This window comes from Nonomuraea bangladeshensis (assembly GCF_039529455.1).
Taxonomy (GTDB): domain Bacteria; phylum Actinomycetota; class Actinomycetes; order Streptosporangiales; family Streptosporangiaceae; genus Nonomuraea; species Nonomuraea bangladeshensis.
Map to the genome: position 1 here is coordinate 147828 of NZ_BAAAMV010000006.1, position 22630 is coordinate 170457.

The following is a 22630-nucleotide window of genomic DNA, read 5'->3' on the forward strand; positions in this document are numbered from 1 at the left end:
CTGGAGCCGCTGGCGGGGAAGGGGGCAGGCATGCGCACTCCCATCAACGAAGCCCTGCTCCGCCACTTCCGCGACCTGCGGGACGGCGTACACGGCCAGGCCGTCTCCCGGGAGGACAAGGAGCGTCTGTTCGCCACGGCGGTCGAGCTGCTCGACCCCGTGGCGCGGCGGGTGCTGGCGGAGCTCGACGCCGACCTGCTGCTCGGGACGGGCGAGGTGGTGGCCAGCGGCCTCACCCGCTCCAAGGAGGGCGGGCTGAACGCGATGTGGTCGCTGACCTGGCCGGAGCAGCGGGCCGCCCAGGAGCAGCCCATCGCCGTCGTCGCCCACTACGGCGCCGGCTTCCACCACCCGCACCTGCGCGGGAACACGGTGGGCGACTGGCCGATGAACGTCTTCGACGCCGCCGACGCCGAGGCGCAGGCCGACACGCTGCGCGTCATCGCCGCCGGCGACGCCCACAACCTGGTCTTCCAGGAGTCCTACCGTCTGATGCCCGCCCTCACCCGCCCCGAGTCCGCCGACCGGCACTGAGGGCGCCGGAGGACACCCCGGTCGTGCCTTGGCGAAGCGCCAGATCTTGGCGAACCGTCAGACCTCGGCGAACCGTCAGGCCTCGGTGAAGCCGCGGGCGCGGCCGCCGGCGGACTCGCGGACCGCCGCCGCCACCGCACCCGCCACGTCCGGGTGGAACACGCTCGGGATGATGTAGTTGGGGCCCAGCTCCTCGGGCGTGACCACGGCGGCCAGCGCGTTGGCCGCCGCCAGCAGCATCTCCTGCGTCACCCCCGCCGCCTGCGCGTCGAGCAGCCCGCGGAACACGCCGGGGAAGGCCAGCACGTTGTTGATCTGGTTGGGGTAGTCGGAGCGGCCGGTGGCCACCACGGTCGCGTGCTCGCGGGCGTCGTCGGGCGACACCTCGGGCTCGGGGTTGGCCAGCGCGAACACCACGGCGTCCTTGGCCATGGTCGCGATGTCGTCGCCGGTGAGGATGCCCGGCGCGGACACGCCCACGAAGACGTCGGCGTCCTTGAGCGCGCCGCGCAGGTCTCCTGCGTAGCCCTCGGCGTTGGTGTGGTCGGCGATCCAGCGCAGCGACTCGTCGAGGTCGTCGCGGCCGTTGTGCACGGCTCCGAGGTAGTCGCAGACGACGACGTTGCGCGCCCCGGCGGCGAGCAGCAGCCGCAGCACGGCGTTGCCGGCCGCGCCCGCGCCCGCCATCGTGATCTTGACGTTCTCCAGGCTCTTGTCGACGACCCGCAGCGCGTTCTGGAGCGCCGCCAGCACGCAGATCGCGGTGCCGTGCTGGTCGTCGTGGAAGACCGGGATGTCGAGCAGCTCGCGCAGCCGCCGCTCCACCTCGAAGCAGCGCGGCGCGCCGATGTCCTCCAGGTTGATGCCGCCGAAGCCGGGCGCGATGACCTGGACGGTGCGCACGATCTCGTCGACGTCCTGGGTGTCGAGGCAGATCGGCCAGGCGTCGATGCCGGCGAAGCGCTTGAACAGCGCCGCCTTGCCCTCCATGACCGGCAGCGCCGCCTCGGGGCCGATGTTGCCGAGCCCCAGCACGGCCGAGCCGTCGGTGACGACGGCCACGGTGTTGCGCTTGATGGTCAGGCGGCGCGCGTCCTCCTTGTTGCGCGCGATCGCCATCGACACCCGCGCCACGCCCGGCGTGTAGGCCATCGACAGCTCGTCGCGGTTGCGCAGCGGCACCTTCGACTGCATCTCGATCTTGCCGCCGAGGTGCATGAGGAACGTACGGTCGGACACCTTGTGGATGACGACGCTCTCGACGGCCTCGAGCTGGTCGACGATCGCCTGGGCGTGGTCGGTGTCGCGGGCGGCGCAGGTCACGTCGATGCGGAGCTTCTCGTGGCCCGCGTTGGTGACGTCGAGTGCGGTCACCACCCCCCCGGCCGACTCTACGGCGTGGGTGAGCTGGCTGACGGCCTTGCCGCCGGCCGGCACCTCGAGACGCACGGTGATGGAGTACGACACACTCGGGACGGTCGCCACGTCAATCGCTCCTTCGGGACTGACCAAGAAGTCCTCCCATGTTAGGGGGCGTTCGGTCAGTCGAGTGCCGCGGAAGCCAGGACGATCAGCTCGACGCAGGCGGGAACGGGAATCGTGGTGCTGTCGACGACCAGGTGGTAGTGGCGCGGGTCGGCAGGATCCGCCCGGTAGAAGTGCCGCCAGTAGGCCGCGCGGGCGCGGTCGTTGTCGTCGACGACGCGCCGGGCCTCGTCCTCGTCCGTCCCGGCGAGCACGGCGGCCCGGCGGACCCTGCGCGGGAGCGGGGCGTCGAGCCGGACGTGCAGGGCGCCGGGCTCGCCGGCGAGGACCAGGGCGCCGGCCCTGCCGAGGAAGACGCCGCCCCGCTCGCGGGCGGTCTCGCGCATCACCCGCTCGGCGTGGCGCACGAACTCCTCCGGGGCGTGCGGCATCGCGCCCGGGACGTACATGTCGACGCCGCCGAAGGCGACGGTGGGCAGCCGCATCGCCCCGAAGATCAGCCGGCCCAGCCCTCGCTCGGCGCGGTCGTCGTGGGCCAGCGCCTCCTCCAGCGTGCAGCCGAGCTGCCTGGCGACGGCGCTCGGGATGGCGCGGTCGACGAAGGGCAGGCCCAGGCGCTCGGCCACGGCCGGGCCTATCTCACCGCCGGCCGTGCCGTATGTCGCCGAGATGGTGACGACCCGCATGCCCCCAGGCTAGAACAGGGCGCTCGCCAAAGCTCTGCGCGCTTTCGCCAGAGAAGGGTCATCGCTCGGCAAGGTGTCGAACAGGCCGAGCAGGTGCCGCCGCGCCCGGTCGCGGTCGTCGCCCGAGGTGCGCTTGACCACGGCGATGACCCGGCTGAACGCCTCGTCGACGGCGCCCGACAGCATCTCGAGGTCGGCGGCCAGCAGGTGGGCGTCGAGGTCGGCGGGGTCCTGCAGGCGGCGCTGGAGGTCGCCGGGGTCGACGCCCTCCGTGCGCTTGATGAGGGTGACGCCGGCCAGGCCCATCTTGGCGTCCTCGTGGCCAGGGACGCGGGCCAGCAGCCGCTGGTAGGCCTCGGCGGCGGCGTCGAGGTCGCCGCGCTCGACGGCCTCCTCGGCCGCCGCGAGGTCGGGGTCGGTGGGCGGGCCCGCCGGGGCCTCCTCGCCGCCCTCGGCCGCGGGCGGCCGGGCGGCCGGGTTGGCCTGGTAGAACTGCTCGACGGCGGCCATCAGCTCGTCGAGCCAGCGGCGCACCTCCTGCTCGGGCAGCACCTGCTGGAAGCCCGTGACGGCCTGGCCCTGGAAGATCGCCAGCACGGTGGGCACGGCCTGCACGCGCAGCGCGGCCGCGATCTGCGGGCTGGCGTCGACGTTGACCCTGGCCAGCACGGCCCGGCCGGCGAGGTCGCCGACCACCTTCTCCAGCACCGGCCCGAGCTGCGCGGAGGCCGGCGCGCGGGGGGACCAGAGATCGAGGACGACCGGCACCTGCATGGAGCGGTCGACGACATCGGTCGTGAACGTCTCCTCGGTCACCTCGACGACCGAGGCCGACGCGGCCTGAGGACCTGCGGCCTCCCGCCGGGCCTGCGCCTCCAGTGCCTGCTTGCGAGCGCCCAGATCGATCGCCCCGTAGAGCGACCCGGGCCTAGAGAAGTCCGCCATGCCCTTCATCTTGCCGCATGGACGAGCCCTCGAAGTCACCCGCCGCCACCCGCAACGTGCGCAACTGGTCGAACAGGCCGTGGAGTTCGTCCTCGGCGTACATCGCCAGGCCGAACTCGGCGTCCATCAGGTCGCGGGTGGCGCGGCGGACGACGTCGCGGCCGGCGTCGGTGATCTCGGCGAGCACGCCGCGGCCGTCGCGCGGATTGGGCAACCGGCGGACGTAACCGGACTTCTCCAGCCTGTCCACCGTGTTCGTGACGCTGGTGGGGTGGACCATCAGCCGCTCGCCGATCTTCGACAGCGGCAGCGCGCCGGTCTTGCTGAACGTCAGCAGCACGAGCCCCTCGTAACGCGCGAAGGTCAGCCCGTACGGCTTCAGCAGGCCGTCGAGCTGCGACAGCAGGATCTGGTGCGCTCGCATGATGGAGGTCACGGCCGCCATGGCGGCGGAGGGCCCGAAGTGGGCGCGCCAGCTCTCCGCGGCGCGGTCGATGGGGTCGAACGGCAGGTTGAGCGGCTTCTGCTGTGACACGCAGCTACCGTAGCGCGCCTCTCGTCCCGGTTCGTCGGGCGATCTGGAGCGACAGGCGATCCTCCTTGACCAAGAATCCGGACGTCAATCATCACGCTCAGTTATGGTTCTCGTACGTATGGTGACGCGGAAGCCAAGTCCATCAGCCTGTGGGGACCGGCCCGGACTTGGCTCTTCCGTCTTGCCGAGGGGCACGGGGGGTGCTTGATGGACGTCAACGGGGCAAAGGGTGCGTGAGCACGCGGGCGTTTCACGGGAGGAGCTGAAGCAGAGCGCGGCCGTCACGGTTGCCGTGCTGCTCGCTGTCGGCTTGATCGCGGCGTGGAACGTCCTGATACCGGGCGTGGACGCCTGGGAGAACATCGTGGCCGCGGTCATCGGCTCGCTCCGGCTGACCGGCCCGGTGGCGGCGGCCTTCGCCGCCTGGGTGGCGCTGCGCAAGCGCCGCGCGCTGCGCGGCCGGTCGCTCACCACCTGGCGGGCGTTGAAGGCGCCACTGGCGATCGTGGTGGTGGTGCTGGGGTCGTTCGCGGCGACGGTGCTGGTGCTGGCGGTCAAGACGGTCCTCACCGACCAGGCGGGCCGGCTGAGCCTGCCCGGGCTGGGGATGGGCATGGCGGGGCTGGCGCTCTACTCGGTCATCGGCTGGGTGGCCGGGTGGGTGCTGCCGAAGGCGTTCACGCCGCCGCTGGCCGGGCTGGCCTGCTACGCGGCGTTCTCGTGGCTGGCCGACGACCGGGGCTGGGCGGACAAGCTGGCGCCCGGCACCGGCGAGCCGTACGACCTGTTCCAGGAGCTGAGCGGGGCCGCGTTCTTCGACCAGACGATCTGGCTGCTCGGGCTCACGGCGGCGCTGCTGCTCGGCTGGGCGGCCACGGTGACGCGGCAGGCGCTGGTGCTGGCGTGCGCGCTGCTGTCGGTGCTGGCGGCGGGCATGGGCGTGTCGCGGGTGCTGGCCCAGACCCGGCCGGCCGCCGCCGAGGACATCGCCTACGCCTGCCAGGACTGGCCGATCACGGTGTGCGTGCATCCGGGGATGCGGGCCGGGCTGACCGAGCTGGGGGCGGTGTTCACGCAGATCGCCATGCGGCTCGACGGCACGCCTGCGGCGTTCAAGCGGGTGGAGCAGCGGCCCCTGGGGGAGAAGCTGCGGCCCTCGCTCGGTCTCGCGCCGATCCACGTTCCCGACCTTTCGGCCGGGTTCGCGGAGAAGGCGGCGTACGAGTACATCGAGGCGCTGTCCGACCCCTGCCCCGGCATCGTCGCGGAGGGTTACCGGGAGATCGTCATGGTCTGGCTGCGCGGCGAGCCGCCGGCGGGCGGGCCGCTCGCCGAGCACCAGTACGCCACGTCGTGGTTCTCCTGGCTGAGCGAGCACCAGCGGCGCGAGTGGCTGCGCATGTTCTACAGCGACTTCCGCAACTGCCGGCTGTCGAGCACGCACTTCGGCGGCAGCCCGGCCCGGCCGCAGCTCGTGCCGCAGTCGGTGCAGCCGTCGCCCGACTCCACGCACGTCTACCCGGTCTACCCCGACCCGGCCGCCACGCCGGCCGCCCCGCCCACGTCGTACGGCACGCCGGGCACGTCCGGCACCGCCCCTTCCCTGGGCTACGCCCCCGAGCCCGCGCCCGGCTGGGTGGCGGCGGGCCCGCCCACCTGGTCCACGGCGGGCGCCGCCACCGAGCCCGGCCGGGGGTACGGCGGCCACCCCGGCCGGGGGCCGTTCGGCTGGGCCTCCCACGACCACTGGAACGGCCAGGGCTGGGACCGGCGGGGCGGCACGACAGCCGGGCAGCCGGCCACCGGTCCGCGGGGCGGCACGACGACCGAGCAGCCCGCAGCCGGTCCGCGAGGCGGCGGGACGACCGAGCAGTCCACGACCGGCGACGTGCCGACCCCGCGCCCCACCTCCCCCGCCGCCACCACGTCCCCTGGTTCATCCGGCCGCGGCCCGCTCGGCCACGGCTCCTCCGGGAACGGCCCCTGGGCCCACGGAGCCTCGCACACCGGAACAACAACGCGAACCGGCACACCGCGCATCGGGGACTCCCGCACCGGAGCCCCGCGCGCTGGAGGCCCACGTTCTGAAGCACCGCGCACTGGAGACCCACGCACCGCGAGCTCGCGCACAAGAGACTCCCGCACGGGAGCCGGGCGCGCGTGGGCCCACGGCAGGACCGACACTCACGGGTCTCGCGGCGAAGGATGGCGCGGCCACTGGTCCGCCAGCGAGGCGACTCCCGGCGACCGGCCTTACGCCGCCGGAACCCAGAGCATTCGGAGCCAGGGTGCCCGTGGTCAGGGCGCTCAGGCTCAGGGCGTCCAGAGTCAGGGCCAAAGGACGCCCGGGGACAGGGCATAGAGCGACCGGACAGCCGGGAGTCGACGCAGAAGGTCGGAGCGCGCCGACGTGAAGCTTCCCGACTCGACCAGCGGATGGACGCCAGAGGGCGGTGGGCGCGCGGGCGTGACAAGCGACGCCTCGCTATCGCGCCACCCGCAGAGCGGCACCCCGCCGGCTGTCGGCACCAGGACTTACGGCAGCGCACGCCCTCAGGACGCGTCCCGAGGGCGTCCCGCCTTGCCCCCCGCGACGCACGCCAGGACACACCCGGCACCTCCACTCCCCCGCGCATACAACCGCGCATGCCAGGACACGCCCGGCACCTCCCATCTCGCCCTCTCTCTCGCGCACTACGGCGCACGTCACAACGCGCCCGGCACGTCCCGCGTCGCCCTCCCTCGCGCACACGCCAGGACACGTCCGGTGCGTCCTGCCTGGCCCCGCCCACACGTACGATCGCGCACGTCAGGAGGCGTCCCGTGTCGCCCTTCCCTCACCCCGTACCAGGCGCCCGACCAGGGTGAGCGGCGGTCCTGGGCGCAGCGGGCGTAAGCGGGCGGAATCGGAGATGTCACCCTGGGGCTGGCACTGATGATCGCTGTGCGGGTAGTCATGCCACCATGACGACTTCCCGTACGACGCCACCGGAGGTCACCCCCGTACGGCGTCGCTGGTGGCGATACGCGGCGGGCCTGCTGGTCCTGGCGGTCCTGCTGGTGGTGGCCGGGCGGCTGGCCTGGACGTACCTGGACCCCAGGGGCGAGCGGACCATTGACCGCAGTCAGCCGGTCCTCCTGGAGTCCATCAAGGACCTCAGCCGCTTCGAGGCGGCGACCGGCACCTTCCAGGTGGTCGTGGACCTGGAGAAGGACGCGAACTTCCTGCCCGACGCGATCAAGGGCACCAGGACGTTGTTCGTCGGCGCGGGCGGCGTGGACGCCTACGTGGACTTCTCCTCCATCGCGACGAACGCGATCACGGTCTCGGAGGACCGTACGGAGGCGACGGTCCGTCTCCCCCACGCCCAGCTGGAGAAGCCGAACCTCGACAACGACCGCTCGTACGTCTTCGCCCAGCAGCGCGGCCTGTTCGACCGCGTCTCGGACTTCCTGTCGGGCTCCCCCGGCGACCAGCGCGAGCTCTATCTGCTGGCGGAGAAGAAGATCACCGAGGCGGCCGTGGCGAGCGACCTGCGGACCCGCGCCGACGCCAACACCAAGGCGATGATGACGGGCCTGCTGAAGTCGCTCGGCTTCACGAAGGTCTCCGTCAAGTTCACCGACGAGCCCTGAGGCGCCGGGTCCTAAGTACCTACCTAGGACTCCTACGCCCAGAGATAAGGCATAAGCCCGATGTGCCGGGGAGGGCCTTAGGAGCAATCTTGAGAGTGCAGACGACAGGCAGCGCGAAAAAGCCCAGAGGAGCACTCGAATGAACGCCGAACTCGAATACAGCGTCATGCAGCACCACGCCTCCGAACTCCGTCAGGCCGCCGCCGAGCAGCGGCGCGTACGGGAGGCGCTGCGCGGGCCGCGGGCCGAGCGCCGCCACCGCTCGGTCTTCGCCCGCTTCCGTTCCGCGTGACCGCCCACAAGCAGCCCGGCCGCCGCCTCCCTCGCGGCCGGGCTGAACAGCCCCCATAAGGGGTGTCCGGAGCATTCCTGGTCGACGGCTCCGGGAACGTACGCGAAGCCCCGGTCCATCCTGGTCGGACCGGGGCATCGCGCTGTCCGGGCACGGGTCCCGGCGGCTCACACCGTGATGACGAGCTTGCCGCGCGCGTGCCCCTTCTCCAGCTCGCGGATCGCCTCGGGCACCCGCTCCAGCGGGTACGTCGCGCTGACGACCGGCGTGATCGCCCCGTTCCCCGCCAGCTCGGCCAACGTCAGCAGGTCGGCCTCCCGGGGGAAGGCGAAGAACATCCGGGGCCGCTTGCGGGTGAACGGCCCGTACAGGGCGGTCCGCAGCTGCCGGTCCAGCCCGGCGAACCACCGGCCGCCGCCCTCCCCGCCCACGATGACGTACGTGCCGCGCGGCGTGAGCGCCCGCCGCAGGTGGGCCAGCGGGCGAAGTCCCGCGATGTCCACGATGAGGTCGAAGGCGGGCCGGCTGCCGTCCGTGAAGTCCTCGCGCGTGTAGTCGATGACGTCGTCCGCGCCGATCGAGCGGACGAGCTCCTCCTTCGCCCCGGAGCACACACCGGTGACGTGCGCCCCGAACGTCTTGGCGAGCTGCACGGCGAACGTCCCGACGCCGCCGCCCGCGCCGGTGATGAGCACGCGCTGCCCGCGCCGCACCCGGCCGGAGTCGCGCAGCGCACGCAGCGCGGTCATGCCCGAGGTGGGGATGGCGGCGGCCTGCTCGTACGACAGGTTCGCGGGCATCGGCGCGAGCCGGTCGGCGCGGGCGCAGGCGTGCTCGGCGTAGGCCGCGCCGCAGGTGCCGAAGACGCGGTCGCCGGGCTTGAACGCGGTGACGCCGGCCCCGACCGCCGTCACCTCGCCCGCCACGTCGGCCCCGAGCCAGGGGCTCCTGGGGCGGCGCGGGCCGATGCCGAGCCGCATGACGTACGGGATGCCGGTGAGCATGTGCCACACGCCCTGGTCGACGCCCGCCGCGTGGACCCGTAACCGCACCTCGCCGTCGCCTGGCTCGGGCTCGGGGACCTCGGCGAGGCCGAGGACGCGGGGCGGGCCGTACACGCTTCTGGTGATCGCCTTCATCAGTGGTCTCCGTCCGGGTACTGGAACACGTCGTCGAGCGGGACGCCGAAGACCCGCGCGATCTGGAAGGCCACCTCCAGGGACGGTGAGTACCGGCCCTGCTCGATGGCGATGATCGTCTGCCTCGTGACGCCGATGCGGTCGGCGAGCTCCGCCTGGGTCATCTCGCCGTGCGTGAAGCGCAGGGCGCGGATCGTGTTGGTGACCTTCGTGGGCTTCACCATCCCGGCAGCCCCCGCCGGTAGGCGACGATCTTGAGCGTGGACCCGAGGACGGCCGACAGGACGAACCCCAGGTAGAGCACGTTGGCGATCCAGAAGTACGGGAGCTCGGCCATCGCCATGACCAGGGCGGCCACCGCGCCGGCGACGAGGAACCACTGCCCGGTGTACTCGCCGTAGCGGTGGATCTCGCGGTCGCGCTGGTCCTTCTTGCCGACCTCGGCGGGCGCGGTGGTGCTCACCGCGATGAACAGCACCATCGAGGCCAGGAACGCCCCGCCGATGCTCCACAGCAGCGGCGCCACGTAGGGCACTTCGGTCAGCGGCACGGCGCCCGCCCGGCCGAGGACCGTGGCGACGTAGACGCCGTACGCCACGACCGTGACCACCAGCATGACCCAGGCGCGTTTCTCTTCGGAAGCCATACTTGAAATGTAAAGCAGAGCGGACACCGTGTCTAGTATTCTTTACATCGCGACACGGAGTGACGCGGTGATCGCAGACACGAGAACGGCCCGGTGATGGTCAGAAGCGACCATCACCGGGCCGATGAGCCAGTGATCAGAAGAAGGACGGGGTCAGGACTTCGGGACGCTGATGAGCAGGGCGTCGCCCTGGCCGCCGCCGCCGCAGAGCCCGGCCGCGCCGAGCCCGCCGCCCCGGCGCTTCAGCTCGTGGGCGAGGGTGAGCACGATGCGCGCGCCGGAGGCCCCGATCGGGTGCCCGAGCGCGATGCCGCCCCCGTTGACGTTGACCTTGTCCAGCGGCACGCCCAGCTCCTTGGCCGACTGGACCACCACGCTGGCGAACGCCTCGTTGATCTCGACCAGGTCGAGGTCGTCGGCGCTCACGCCCTGCTTGGCCATGGCCTGCTTGATGGCGTTGGCCGGCTGGGACTGCAGGGAGGCGTCGGGCCCGGCGACGTTGCCGTGCCTGCCGATCTCGGCCAGCCACTCCAGGCCCAGCTCCTCGGCCTTGGCCTTGGACATGACGACCACCGCGCAGGCGCCGTCGGAGATCTGGGACGCCGAGCCGGCCGTGATGGTGCCGTCGGCGGCGAAGGCCGGGCGGAGCTTGGCGAGCGTCTCCGCCGTGGTGTCGCCGCGTACGCCCTCGTCCTCCTTGACCAGCACCGGCTCGCCGCGCCGCTGCGGGATCGGCACCGGGACGATCTCGTCGTCGAAGACGCCGTTCTTGATGGCGGCGGCCGCGAGCTGGTGGGAGCGGGCCGAGACTGCGTCCTGCTCCTCGCGGCCGATGCCGAGGCGGCTGTTGTGACGCTCGGTGGACTCGCCCATCGCGCACTGGTCGAAGGCGCAGAACAGGCCGTCGTGCGCCATCGAGTCGACGACCTCGGAGCCGCCGTACTTGACGCCCTTGCGCAGGCCCGGCAGCAGGTGGGGGGCGTTGGTCATGGACTCCATGCCGCCGGCCACCACGATGTCGAACTCGCCGGCCCTGATGAGCTGGTCGGCCAGCGCGATCGCGTCGAGACCGGACAGGCAGACCTTGTTGATGGTGATGGAGGGGACGGTCATCGGGATGCCGGCCTTGACGGCGGCCTGGCGGGACGGGATCTGCCCGGCGCCGGCCTGGAGCACCTGGCCCATGATCACGTACTCGACGGCCTCGGGGGCGACGCCGGCGCGCTCCAGAGCGGCCTTGATCGCGATGCCGCCCAGCTCGACGGCCGACAGGCCGGACAGGGCGCCGAGCAGTTTCCCGATGGGGGTGCGAGCTCCGGCGACAATGACGGACCTGGACATGACAACGGCCTCCTGTGCTCGCGCGTCGGGTCTTTGACACGATACCCACGGGTACAACGTCGCTCGCCATGGAGGTAGACCACACATGTTCATGCGGATCGACCACATAGGGATCGCCTGCCACGACCTTGAGGAGAAGATCCGCTTCTTCTCGGAGACCTTCGAGCTCACGGTGGTCGCCCGTGAGGTCAACGAGGAGCAGGGGGTGAAGGAGGCCATGCTGCACATCGCCGACGGCGAGGGCGGGGGCTCCTACATCCAGCTCCTGGAGCCGCTCTCCGAGGACTCACCCGTGGGGAAATTCCTCGCCAAGCGGGGCGAGGGCGTGCATCATGTCGCGTTCGGTGTACGCGACGTCACCGAAACCATGGCTAAGATCGGCGCAAAGGGTGTGAGGCTGCTGGACGAGCGTCCCAGGCACGGTTCCATGGATTCGCGGATCGCCTTCCTGCATCCCAAGGATGTGGGCGGAATGCTGACGGAGCTGGTCCAAGCTGCCGATCCCGACAAATCGTAAAAGAAGCTCATATGTAACTAGTCACGCAGAAAATTGGACGGGGCTTCGCGGGTGGCACCAGCGGAGTACGCTGGTCCTCCCAACCGGACAGGGAGCCTGCCGCGAGGCACAGGCTCCCGGATCGGATGCCCCGAACCCCCCGTCCGGCACGTGTAGCCGTCTCGACAACCCAGGATCGAGCCTCCATGCAGTCCGACATCGACGCCCAGCTCAACAATTTCTTCGAGGACGCACCCGCACGCGAATTCGATGTGGTGCTTCGCGGTTACGACCGGCATCAGGTCCACGACCACCTCAAGCAGCTCGACCAGGAGATTCGCCAGGCGCGCGAGCAGATCACCGGCCTGCAGCGCGACCTGTCCGACTCCCAGCGCCAGCTCCAGGAGCAGGAGCGCCCGACCTACTCCGGTCTCGGCGCCCGCATCGAGCAGCTGCTCCGGCTGGCCGAGGAGCAGGCCACCGAGCTCGTCCAGGCCGCCAGGTCCGAGGCCAACGAGATCAAGGCCGCGGCCAAGGTCGAGGCCGCCGACCTGCGCGCCGCCGCCGAGGCCGAGGCCGCCGAGAAGCGCGCCCAGGCCACGCGCGAGAGCGACGAGATGCGCTCCGCCGCCGAGCGCGACGCCGAGGAGATCCGGGGCACCGCCCGCCGCGAGGCCGACGAGCTGACCAACACCACCGAGCGTGAGGTCGCCAAGCTCCGGGCCACGGCCGACCACGAGGTGGCCGAGAAGCGCGCCGACGCCGAGCGCGAGATCGCCAAGCTGCGCACCACGACCGAGCGCGAGGTCGCCCAGCTGCGGGCCTCGACCAAGCGTGAGCGCGACGAGGTGCTGACCACCGCCAAGCGCCAGGCCGACGAGATGCGCGCCCAGGCCCAGCGGGTGCTGGAGGAGTCGGAGGCCAAGCGGGCCCAGGACGAGGCGGAGTTCGAGATCCAGCTCGCCTCCCGCCGGGAGGAGGCCGAGCGCCAGGAGGCCGAGCGCCACGCCACCGCCCAGGCCGCCACGCAGAAGCTGGTCGCCGAGGCCGAGCAGCGCGCCGCCACCGCCGAGTCGCGGGCCACGAAGGCGACCCAGCAGGCCGAGCAGACCCGCCGCGAGGCCGACCTGCACGCCAAGCAGCTCGTCGCCAACGCCCGCAAGAACTCCGAGTCCATCGTGGCCGAGGCGAAGTCGAGCGCCGAGACCATCGTCACCGAGGCGAAGACCGAGGCCGAGCGCACCCGTACGGCGATGCAGCGCCAGGTCGACGAGCTGACCCGCCAGCGGGACAGCATCACCAGCCACCTGGCCCAGCTCCGTCAGCTCCTCGGCGGCGCGGCGCTGCCGGGCATGGAGCCGGAGCCCGCGGTCACCGCGGCTCCGCCGAAGCCCGCGATCCCGGCGCCCGCGCCGGTGGTCGAGGCGCCGGCCACCACGCCCGCGGCCAAGATCGAGGCCAAGTCCGACGACGACGCGGAGTGGTGGCAGGAGTAACGATTCACCGCACCGGGGCTGTTTGACGGCTGGGAGAGAGCCTGGCGATCACTGGATCGCTAGGCTCTCTCTGTGTTTTCGGCCCGATATGGGAGGAGTTGCTGGTAAGTGTCCGCGAATGCCGAGACCGCCACAGGGCCTGAGGCCGGTGGTCCCACGCCTGAGGCAGGGCCCAAGAACGAGGACGGGCCCAAGGCCGAGGACGGGGCGGGCAACGGCGGCCCGGCGCAGCCGTACGGCCTGCCGGGCAAGCCGCTCGCCCGCGGCCCGTTCCTGTTCGGGCTGGTCGGCGGCCTGGGGGTGCTGACCGCGATCGCGATCGCGCAGATGGTCGTCAACTCGCTGAGCACGATCATCCTGGTCGTGGTGGCGATGTTCCTGGCCGTCGGGCTCAATCCGGCCGTCGAGGCGTTGCAGCGGCGCGGGCTCGTCAGAAGGGCCGCGATCTCCATCGTGTTCATCGGGGTGATCGTGGCGTTCGTGCTGTTCGGGCTGGCGATCGTGCCGCCGGTGGGGCGGGAGCTCGCCGACTTCATCGCGGCGGTGCCTGGCCACGTCAACGAGTTGCGTGACCATCCGGCGCTGCGGCAGCTCGACGCCGACTACCAGATCATCTCGCAGGTCGCCACGTTCGTGACCACCGTGCTGGGGCCGTCGCTCGCGACCGGCATCATGGGCGCGAGCCTGGTGGTGCTGGACGGCGTGTTCACCACGGTGACGCTGCTGGTGCTCATGCTCTACTTCCTCGGCTCGCTGCACACGATCAAGGCGTACCTGCTGAAGCTGGTGCCGGCCTCGCGCAGGGAGCGGACCAGCGCGATCAGCGAGGAGATCCTGACCGGGATCGGCGGCTACGTCGCCGGCAACGTGCTCATCTCGGTCATCGCGGGCGTCGTGACCTGGATCTTCCTGTCCATCGTGGACGTCAGGTACGCGCTCGCGCTCGCCCTCATCGTCGCACTGACGGACCTGATCCCGCTGGTGGGCGCCACGATCGGCGCGGTGGTGGTCTCGGCCGTGGCGCTGCTGCAGTCGGTGCCCGCCGGCATCGCCTGCGCCGTCTTCTTCATCGTCTACCAGCAGATCGAGAACTACCTCATCTACCCGAGGGTGATGAAGCGCTCGGTGGACGTGACGCCGGCCGTGACGGTGATCGCCGCGTTGTTCGGCGGGGCGCTGCTCGGCATCGTCGGCGCGCTGCTCGCGATCCCGGTGGCCGCCGCCATCGCGCTGATCATCCGCGAGGTGGTGATCCCCCGGCAGGCCCGCGCCTGAGCGGGCCGCTCATCGGCGCGCGGCGCCCAGCTCGGTCTGCAGGAACTCCGACACGGCCGCGTTGAACGCCTCCGGCTGCTCGACCGCGCTGAGGTGGCCGGCCTTCGGGATGACCTCCAGCCGCGCGCCCGGCACCGCCGCCGCCATGGCCTCGGCCTCGGCGGGCGGCGTCAGGTCGTCCTCCTCGCCCACCACGACCAGCAGGGGGACCTTCAGCGCCGCGAGCGTGCCGGTGGAGTCCGGCCGCCCGGCCATCGCGCGCTGCGCCCAGGCGACCGCGCCCGGCGGGGCGGACTGCACCAGCCCCTTGACCCGCCCGAACACCATGGCCCGCCGCTCCCTGGTCGTGGGCCCGATGAGCCCCGGCAGCACCTCGCTGACCAGCACGTCGCTGCCCTCGGACAGCACGGCCTGAGCGATGCGCTCCCTGTTGTCCCGCGCGGGAGCCGGGTCGGGGACGGCCTTGGTGTCGGCGAGGATCGCGCCGAGCAGCCGGTCGGGGTGCCTGCGGCAGAACGCCAGCGTGACGTAGCCGCCCATGGACAGCCCGCCGACCACCGCCCGCTCGATGCCCTCGTCGTCGAGCAGCCTGGCGACGTCGTCGGCCATGAGGTCGAGCGACGGGTCGTCCTCGCCCAGCCGCGAGCCGCCGAAGCCGCGCAGGTCGGGGGTGATGACCCGGCAGACCTTGGCCAGTCCTTCCCGCTGGGCCAGCCACATGGCCGACGACAGCGGGAACGCGTGAAGCAGCACAACCGGGAGCCCGGTCCCGGACGATCTCGTGTAGAGCTGCACGGCCCCCACGGTAACGCGGATCACGCTGATGAGCACACGATGTCGCATGCCGATATGCCGCAAAGCGCGCGACCGCTTTCGTCCGGCCCGCTGGACAGCAGGTCAGACGGCGGTGGCCCCGCCGTCGATGAAAAGGACCTGCCCGGTCATGTACGCCGACGCCCCGCTCGCCAGGAAGATCGCCGGCTGGGCCATCTCCTCGGCGGTCCCCCAGCGCCGCATGGGCACGGTGGCGACCGTGGCCGCCCCGCCGCTCTCGTCGTCCCAGAGGTTGCGGTTGAGCTCGGTGGCCGTCCAGCCGGGGCACAGGGCGTTGACCCGCACGCCGGCCCGCGCCCACTCCAGGGCCAGCGTCTTGGTGAGCGCGACCAGTCCGGCCTTGGCGGCCGCGTACGGTGCCAGGAACGGCGCGCCGAGCGCCGCGACGGAGGCCACGTTGATGACCGACCCGCTCCCCCGCTCCAGCAGGTGGGGCGCGACCGCGTGACAGACGACCATGGCCGAGTCGAGGTTGAGCCGCATGAGCTTGTCCCAGCCGGACAGCCGCAAATCCTTGAACTCGACCATGAAGTTCGAGCCGCCCGCGTTGTTGACCACGATGTCGAGGTGGCCGAGCCCGTCGATCGCGGCGGCCACCGTGCTCGCGGCGGCGTCGCGGTCGGTGAGGTCGGCGGGCAGCACGACGGCCCGGCGGCCGAGCGCCTCGACCTCTCTGGCGACCTCGGCGAGCGCGTCGGCGGACCGGGACACCAGGGCCACGTCGGCGCCGGCCGCCGCGTAGGCGAGCGCGATGGCCCGCCCGATGCCCTTCGACGCCCCCGTGACCAGGGCCTGCTTACCGTTGAGATCGAACGCGCCCACGCCGCCTCCTCCGTTGCGTGCCAGCCGAACCGAACAAGATTCTATGGGTGTCCGCCGGGAACGCGGGAGCCCCCGCCCCGGACGGGTGTCCGTCCGGAACGGGGGCTCGATGCGTCCTTTCGCTGAGCTGACTCCTGATCAGTTCGGGGGGATGGCCGGCGGCCGGAAGATCTCCCAGATGCGGTAGATCACCGTCGGCATCTTCGAGCGCGGCGTCTCCGACGAGTACGCCTTGCCCGCCGGGCCCCACCCGGTGCCCTGGTGGGCGATGCTGTCCGACTCCCTGGGAGCCGCCCGCGTGTGCGAACCCGTGGGCCGCACCCGTCCGAGCTGCTCGTCGATCGACTTCTTCTGCGCCTCGCTCAGCCCGCGCGGCTGCGAGGAGTTCGGCGGTGTGCGCTGAGCCTTGGGCGGCGACTGTCGCTGAACCGCCTTACGGCTGGTCGGGCGGACGGCGGGACGATGCCGGACCGTGGCCTTGGACGGCCTGCTGGCCCGCCTGGTCACCGCCCTGCGCGCGGCCGCCGGGCGCGGCCGGGCCGCGTCGGCCCGCCGTGCCGCTGCCGCCGCCCGGCGCAGGGCCGCCGCCTCGGCGGCCCGCTGCCTGGCCCGCGCCGCCTTCCTCCTGGCCACGGCGGCCGCCCGCTTCTTGGCGGCCTCCGCAGCCCTCTTCCTGGCCTCGGCGGCCGCCCGCTTCTTGGCGGCCTCCGCGGCCCGTCGCTTGGCCGCCTCGATGGCACGCTTCCTGGCCAGCGCGGCCGCCCTGCGCCGGGCCGCGGCGAGCGCCGCCCGCCTGGCCGCCGCCGCTGCCGCCCGCCGCGCCGCGGCCTGGGCCAGCTTCTTGGCCAGCTGGCGCGCCGCGATCCGCGCCGCGATGCCGACCACGAACCAGAAGAGCTGGCCGTCGGGGTCGCTCATCGTGACGGGGCTGTTGTTGGCGTAGGAGTAGGCGTTGAGCTGCTGCGGCTCTCCCTCGTCGATGATCGGGTCCACCGAGAGGAAGCGGCCGTTGGCGGGGTCGTACTCGCGGGCGCCGAGGTGCACGAGCCCGGTGGTGGCGTCCTTGGTGCCGCCGACGAAGCCGCGCTGTCCCGGCCACCAGGGTGGTGGTGTCCCGCGGTCCTCGCCGAACGGGGTCTGCCTGCGGATCGCCACGTCACCGGTGCCGGCGTTCACCATGGCCTGTGCCGTGCCCTGGTGGTCGTTGGCCACGAAGTAGACCTGGTTGTCCGGCGTGCGCACCGCGATGGCCTCGCCGCCGATGGTGTAGTAGCGGGTCTGCTCGACGGTGTTCTTGGCGTAGTCGAGCCGCAGCTCCATGTCGTCGATGTAGAGGGTGGCGTCCGTGGGCGTCTTGCGCAGCAGCCGGTCGCCGTCGGCGTCGTAGACGAACGAGGTCGTCTTGCCGGCCTCGGTCACCGACTCCAGGTTGCCTTCGGCGTCCCAGGTCAGGGTCTGGTCGGCGTTGCCGACCTTGCGCCTGGTGGTGTTGCCGGCGGCGTCGTAGCCGAACAGGTCGGCGCCGACGCTCTGCAGCGCGTGCGGCTGCTTGCCGCCGGCCGCCGGGTAGGTGTAGGTGCGCACCTGCTCGTTGGCGCCGCCCCAGGCGTGCTTGGTCTCCTTCGTCCGGTTGCCGGTGACGTCGTAGGCGTAGCTGACCGCGTACGGGGCCACGCCGCCGATCTTGCTTGACTGCGGGGCGCCGCTCGCGCAGTCGTCGGTGGCCGTCCACGCGGAGGTCAGCCGGCGCAGATGGTCGTGGGTGAAGCACTGGGTGTCCTGGACGGCCCGGTCGGCGATCTTGGTGACGTTGCCGGCCGCGTCGTAGGTGTAGGACAGGTCCAGGTCACTGGCGGGCGCGCCGGCCCGGTCCAGCCGCATGCCGGTGAGCCTGCGGGTGCCCTCGTCGTGGGTGTAGGTCAGCCAGGTCTTCTTGCTGCCCTCGCCCAGCTCGTACTGGAGGGTCTCGCCGAGCTTGCTGTAGCGGGCCGCGCTCACGTAGGCCGACAGGCCGGTGACCTTGACCGGCTGGTTCAGCCCGTCGTAGCTGTAGACGACCGACTCCTCGGCCAGGCCGCCGCCCGCCGGGAAGCTGATCGACTGGACCTGGTCGTCGAGCGTGTAGCGGGTGTTGAGCTGGTAGGAACCCGCCAGCTTGCCCTCCCGCGCCGGGATGGTCACGGTCTGGCGGAGCGTGCGGTAGTCGGAGTCGATGGCGTTGATCTCGGCGGTGTACGCCTGCCCGTCCACGTACCGGATGGCGGCGTGCATGTGGCCCTTGGCCAGCGCGTCGTACTTCCATTCGGCCAGCAGCGTGCCGGTCGCCGAGCCCTCGCGCAGCTCCGTCTTGCGGCCGAGGGCGTCGTAGCCGTACCAGAGGGTCCGGCCGCGCGCGTCGGTGGTGGTGACGATCTCGTCGGCGTCGTTGTACGTGGTGGTCGTGACGCCCTTGTCGGGGTCCTCCGTCCTGATCTCACGGCCGCGCAGGTCGTAGTGGTGCCGCCAGACGTTGCCCGCCGCGTCGGTCACCGTCGCCAGCCGGCCGGCCTTGTCGTAGGTGTACTTGGTGGATTCGTACTCGCCGGTCGGGGTCGAGCCCTTGTACTGGCGCAGCTCGACGAGCCGGTCCTGCGCGTCGCCGATCCTGGTGGTGGCGGTGTCGCCCGGCAGCGGCGTGACGTCTAGCCGGTCGCCCTGGTCCTTGGCCGCGACGCGGTACTTCTCCACGCCCTTGACCTTGAAGACCTCGGCGTTGGCCTCACCCGCGCCGTCGAACAGCGTGACGACCTGGGTGGGGACCGCGGCGTCGGCCACCCCGAACAGCTCGGTGGACGGCTTGCCGGTGGCGAAGTAGCCGGTGTTGGCCTTGTACTCCTCGCCCTGCGAGTTGTAGAAGGTGTCGGTGATCGTGCGCCCGTCGCGCAGCTCCGGATCCTGCGTCTGGTCGTCGACGGGGGCCGGTTCCTGGGTCTGGCGCTCGCGCATCAGACCGTCGAACAGCTCGTGACTGGTGGTGTAGGTGCCGTCGGCGTTCAGCGTCTTGGTCGTGACGACGCTGGGGCCGTCGTTGCGCACCTGGTAGGAGAACTCGGTGCTGGGCGACTGGCCGGCGGCCTTGCTGCGGTCCGGCTGCCAGACCTTGATCAGCCGGCCGAGCGCGTCGTACTCCATGTCCACGCGCCGGCCCGCGGCGTCGACCTCGGCGGTCGGCTCGCCCCACGCCGGCTCGAGCATGGTGCGCTCGGTGTGGCCGAGCTGGTTGGTCTCGGTGGTCTCCGTCGGCAGGGCGCCGGAGGCCGGGACGTAGGTGGTGACGGACTTGGTGCCGACCGGGTCGGTCTCGCTGGTCTCGCGGCCGTAGGCGTCGTACGTGTGGGCGCTGCCGGTGATCGTCTGGCCCTCGGCCGAGACGAGCTCCTGCACCGCGGTCACGTCGCCCTTGGTCGGGGCCTGGCCGTTCGACTGGCCGTCGTACTGGATCTTCTCGTCGGCGAGGATCTCGTCGGCGGCCAGCTTGGCCACCCCGGTGGTGCAGGCCGCCGCGACCTTCTGCACCCTGCTGGGGAAGTCGAGCATCCAGCTCGTGTCGTTGCGGGCGTAGGTGTAACGGGTGCACTGGTCGTCGTCGGCGGTGGCCAGGTCGCCCTTCTCCTCGACCTGCAGCAGCAGGCCCTTGGTGTCGTACGTGCGGTCCTCGCCGGTACGCCGCCACTTGCCGCCCGACACCGCGGTGCGGGTGACCATGGACGTGGGCTGCACCATGTACGCGGTCTTGGTGACGCCGCCCTGCGTGGACTCGGCCGTCTTGGCCGACCAGGCGTCCTGCACGGTCGAGGTCAGCACCGCGCCGCCGTCACCGTCGAAGAGGGTCTCCTCCCGCTCGAACCCGGCGAGCTGGTCGAGGTCGTCGCGCTTGACGCCCTCGGAGTCCTCCACCTGGACGCTGCGCTTGGAGCCGTCGGCCAGCCTGTCGCCGTGCATGCCGCGGAAGTAGCGGAACTCCGTCAGCGTGCGCTTGCCGTCCTGCCCGTCGCCCTCGCGGACGCGGACCCGGCCGTAGCCGCGGTAGTCGGCCCACGTGCGGTGCTCGGGCTTGACCAGGATGTTGTCGGCGTAGTGCCAGGCGGCGCCGTCGAGGTACTCGTAGTCGGTGACCACGTTCGGCGAGCCGGCCACCCGGTCCACCTCGATGGTCTGGGCCACCAGGTACTTGTGGAACCAGTCGGTGACCTCGGCCTCGTTCGGCGGGGCCCAGCGCTGCGGGAAGCAGCGCCTGGTGTTCTTGTCGGCCGCGGGCACGTCGCCCGGCTTGCAGTCGGCCGCCGAGTAGTTGATGCGCAGCTCGCCGCCGTACTCGTTGTTGATGGCCTGCACCCGCCACTTGACCAGCGGGGCCCGGCCCTCGTTCGCGTCGACCCTGTTGGGCAGCTGCACGCCGATGAACGTCACCGGCGGCAACGTGATCGTGCCGCCCACGTGGCCGGTCTGCCGGATCGAGGCCAGCCACAGCGCCGGGCTCATGCCGTCACCGGAGGCGGGGAACTGGTGCGTCAGCGCCCACGAGTCCACCGGGGTGAACTGGCCGGCCGCGTTGCGCACCTGCGTGGTGACCTTGACCAGCCGCTTGCGGGTGAAGAACGTCGGCGCGAGGCGGTCGGTGCACTTCACCCCGCTGTCGCAGATCTGGTCGAACGGCACGTCCGGCCAGTGGCTCGCGGTCTCCTTCTTGAGCTGCTCGGGCGCGCAGGTGACCGTGCCGCTGGGCAGGCAGCGCTCGGCCACGTCGAACACCACGCGGGCGGCCGGCTGCTTGGTGAACAGCTCGTTGCTCAGGTAGCCGTAGTCGATGCGGGTGAGGTACGCGCCGCGCACGTACTGGGTGCCCTGCTCCGGCTTCATGTTGCGGCCGTAGTAGTTGGTCTCGCGCTCGTACCAGTACGTGGTGGCGTTGCCGTGCGTGTCCACCTCGTAGTCGAGGTTCCACCGGTAGGCCTGCTGGCACCAGGCGTTGGCCGGGGTGCTGTTGTAGCAGGGCTCGCCGCTGTTGTTGCCGAACACCGGCACGGTCTGCACCGACTTGGTCTCGGCCTTGCCGCTGGCCCAGCCGGGCAGCCGGTTCAGGCCGAAGGTGTACTGGTTGCCGTCCGGCGTGGTGACCCGCCAGTACTCGCCGTTGTTGTCGCCGTTGGTGGCGCCGGTGAGGTACTCGATCCTGGTGCCGTCGTCGCGCTTGGGCCGCCACTGCTTGGTCGTGGCGTCCTTGATCAGCTCGACCGACGAGTCGCCGAGCGACATGATGGCGTTGTCCTGGTCCCAGCACAGGTCGCCGGTCTTCTTGCCGTCGAGCATGCACGACTTGTACCGGCGCTCGATGAAGCCGCCGGGGTTCAGCTCGAAGCCCTCACCGGCCCAGGACGTCTGGTTGTTGGTGGAGACGGTGCGCCCGTCCACGCTCTGCGAGGAGTAGCCGAGCGAGATCTCCGGCTCCTCACCGCCCAGCGACGGCGGCACGCGCATCTCGTAGCCCCAGCTGAAGTCGCCGGACTGGGTGCCGACGCTCCAGTCGGAGGCCGCCGACAGGGAGGTGGCGGCGTGGTCGCCCGACGGGCCCGAGGCGGCGGCGGTCACCGCGTACAGGCCGGCCGTCTCGACCTCGGCGGTCACCGTGCCGTCGGCGGCGTTGTTCTCGCTCTTGACCGGCGTGGGCTGCGGGCAGTCCGCGGCGCCGGTGAGCGCGCACTCCTCCAGCTTGACCACGCGCAGGCGGGCGCCGTAGTCGCCGCCGTAGGCGTAGCGGAAACCGGAGTAGTCGATCTGGAGCCGGGTCGTCGTCGCCTTGCCGGCCGAGCGGGCCGCCACCCCGTTCCCGCTCGGGGAGACGCGCATCGTCAGGCCGAGCCGGTCCGACTTGGCGGGGTCGAGCAGTTCGACCTTGACGGGGGTCACCGCCTCCGCCGCCTCCGCCGCGTCGGCGGACTTGGCGTTCTTCGCGGCCTTCTGCGGCGGGGCCAGCCTGACCGGGAAGTCGCCGGCGGCGAGGGTCCGCGCCGCGGCGTCCGTGCCGCCCAGCTCGGCGGTCTGCGGCTTCGGCCAGCTCACGCCGGGCGGGGCCGTCCAGACCTGCTTGGCGACCGGGTTGTCCAGCGGCGGCAGGACCGGGACCTTGGTGCCCTTGACCGGGGTCTCCTTCCGCACCTGGGGAGCGGGGCGGGGGGCGGCCTCGGCGGGCATGGCGTACGCCATGGGAACGATGAGGATGACGGACAGCATCGTCGCCAGGCGGCGCGGCCAGGGGGATTCGGGCTTCGGGTGGAGGAAGCGGTTCCAGTAGGGGTCGGGGGCGTCGGCGAACTCCGGGGTTTCCGGAGGGCGATTCCATCGGGATTCGGGCAGCTCTAACTCACTCGGCAGATCCATGACTCTCCCAGTCGGGTGGTGCTGCTCTTCGAGGGGGTGTACTGGGCGAAA

General features: G+C 71.7%; 18 protein-coding genes. 7 read left to right on the plus strand and 11 right to left on the minus strand.

Annotation, left to right across the window (positions count from 1 at the left end):
• Positions 1-30: 30 nt before the first annotated feature.
• Entirely contained in the window at positions 31-534 is a 504-nt protein-coding gene (locus ABD292_RS20260; protein ID WP_344209394.1) for a hypothetical protein, read from the plus strand.
• A gap of 75 nt (positions 535-609) precedes the next feature.
• On the opposite strand, the gene ABD292_RS20265 is transcribed toward ABD292_RS20260, so the two are convergent.
• The 4 genes from ABD292_RS20265 to ABD292_RS20280 are packed head-to-tail and all read right to left on the minus strand — an operon-like array spanning position 610 to position 4185.
• Entirely contained in the window at positions 610-2019 is a 1410-nt protein-coding gene (locus ABD292_RS20265) for an NAD-dependent malic enzyme (RefSeq protein WP_344209396.1), read from the minus strand.
• A 56-nt stretch (positions 2020-2075) separates the two neighbouring features.
• Positions 2076-2705 carry a cytidylate kinase-like family protein gene (locus ABD292_RS20270; RefSeq protein WP_344209398.1) on the minus strand — a complete coding sequence of 210 codons (630 nt, stop codon included), beginning with the start codon at positions 2703-2705 and terminating at the stop codon, positions 2076-2078.
• A gap of 9 nt (positions 2706-2714) precedes the next feature.
• On the minus strand, positions 2715-3650 hold the full coding sequence (locus tag ABD292_RS20275) for a tetratricopeptide repeat protein (protein ID WP_344209401.1): 936 nt from the start codon (positions 3648-3650) through the stop codon (positions 2715-2717).
• Entirely contained in the window at positions 3634-4185 is a 552-nt protein-coding gene (locus ABD292_RS20280; protein WP_344209403.1) for a MarR family winged helix-turn-helix transcriptional regulator, read from the minus strand. Before ABD292_RS20280 ends, ABD292_RS20275 begins: the two co-directional genes overlap by 17 nt.
• A 229-nt stretch (positions 4186-4414) precedes the next feature.
• Between ABD292_RS20280 and ABD292_RS20285 the strand changes: the two genes are divergently transcribed.
• From ABD292_RS20285 to ABD292_RS20295, 3 genes are all read left to right on the plus strand, one after another.
• Positions 4415-6547, plus strand: a complete 2133-nt coding sequence (locus ABD292_RS20285; protein WP_344209405.1) for a hypothetical protein — start codon at positions 4415-4417, stop codon at positions 6545-6547.
• Between the two features lie 602 nt (positions 6548-7149).
• The gene (locus ABD292_RS20290) at positions 7150-7821 is read left to right on the plus strand and encodes a DUF4230 domain-containing protein (protein ID WP_344209407.1); all 672 of its coding nucleotides are present in this window, start codon (positions 7150-7152) and stop codon (positions 7819-7821) included.
• Between the two features lie 139 nt (positions 7822-7960).
• Entirely contained in the window at positions 7961-8113 is a 153-nt protein-coding gene (locus ABD292_RS20295) for a hypothetical protein (protein WP_329584043.1), read from the plus strand.
• A gap of 167 nt (positions 8114-8280) precedes the next feature.
• On the opposite strand, the gene ABD292_RS20300 is transcribed toward ABD292_RS20295, so the two are convergent.
• From ABD292_RS20300 to ABD292_RS20315, 4 genes are all read right to left on the minus strand, one after another.
• On the minus strand, positions 8281-9252 hold the full coding sequence (locus ABD292_RS20300; protein ID WP_344209410.1) for an NAD(P)-dependent alcohol dehydrogenase: 972 nt from the start codon (positions 9250-9252) through the stop codon (positions 8281-8283).
• A complete protein-coding gene (locus ABD292_RS20305) occupies positions 9252-9476 on the minus strand; it encodes a helix-turn-helix transcriptional regulator (protein ID WP_091090886.1) in 225 nt (74 codons plus the stop codon). Before ABD292_RS20305 ends, ABD292_RS20300 begins: the two co-directional genes overlap by 1 nt.
• Positions 9470-9898, minus strand: a complete 429-nt coding sequence (locus ABD292_RS20310) for a hypothetical protein (protein WP_344209414.1) — start codon at positions 9896-9898, stop codon at positions 9470-9472. The genes ABD292_RS20305 and ABD292_RS20310 overlap by 7 nt, the downstream gene beginning before the upstream one ends.
• A 153-nt stretch (positions 9899-10051) precedes the next feature.
• Complete coding sequence (locus ABD292_RS20315) at positions 10052-11239, minus strand: acetyl-CoA C-acetyltransferase (protein WP_344209416.1); 1188 nt, start codon at positions 11237-11239, stop codon at positions 10052-10054.
• Positions 11240-11324: 85 nt separating this feature from the next.
• Between ABD292_RS20315 and mce the strand changes: the two genes are divergently transcribed.
• The 3 genes from mce (at position 11325) to ABD292_RS20330 (ending at position 14506) form a co-directional block, all read left to right on the plus strand.
• Positions 11325-11756, plus strand: a complete 432-nt coding sequence (mce, locus tag ABD292_RS20320; protein ID WP_344209418.1) for a methylmalonyl-CoA epimerase — start codon at positions 11325-11327, stop codon at positions 11754-11756.
• A 185-nt stretch (positions 11757-11941) separates the two neighbouring features.
• Positions 11942-13231: a DivIVA domain-containing protein gene (locus ABD292_RS20325; RefSeq protein ID WP_344209420.1), complete on the plus strand. Its 1290-nt coding sequence runs from the start codon at positions 11942-11944 to the stop codon at positions 13229-13231.
• Between the two features lie 108 nt (positions 13232-13339).
• Positions 13340-14506 (plus strand): AI-2E family transporter, encoded by a 1167-nt coding sequence (locus ABD292_RS20330; RefSeq protein WP_344209422.1) that lies wholly within the window; start codon positions 13340-13342, stop codon positions 14504-14506.
• A 9-nt stretch (positions 14507-14515) separates the two neighbouring features.
• Here ABD292_RS20330 and ABD292_RS20335 read toward each other — a convergent pair whose 3' ends face one another.
• The 3 genes from ABD292_RS20335 to ABD292_RS20345 all read right to left on the minus strand — a co-directional run bounded on the left by ABD292_RS20335 (position 14516) and on the right by ABD292_RS20345 (position 22579).
• Positions 14516-15349 (minus strand): alpha/beta fold hydrolase, encoded by an 834-nt coding sequence (locus ABD292_RS20335; RefSeq protein ID WP_344209424.1) that lies wholly within the window; start codon positions 15347-15349, stop codon positions 14516-14518.
• Positions 15350-15403: 54 nt separating this feature from the next.
• On the minus strand, positions 15404-16162 hold the full coding sequence (locus tag ABD292_RS20340) for an SDR family NAD(P)-dependent oxidoreductase (protein ID WP_344209426.1): 759 nt from the start codon (positions 16160-16162) through the stop codon (positions 15404-15406).
• A gap of 138 nt (positions 16163-16300) precedes the next feature.
• The gene (locus ABD292_RS20345; protein ID WP_344209428.1) at positions 16301-22579 is read right to left on the minus strand and encodes an RHS repeat-associated core domain-containing protein; all 6279 of its coding nucleotides are present in this window, start codon (positions 22577-22579) and stop codon (positions 16301-16303) included.
• Positions 22580-22630 lie beyond the last annotated feature (51 nt).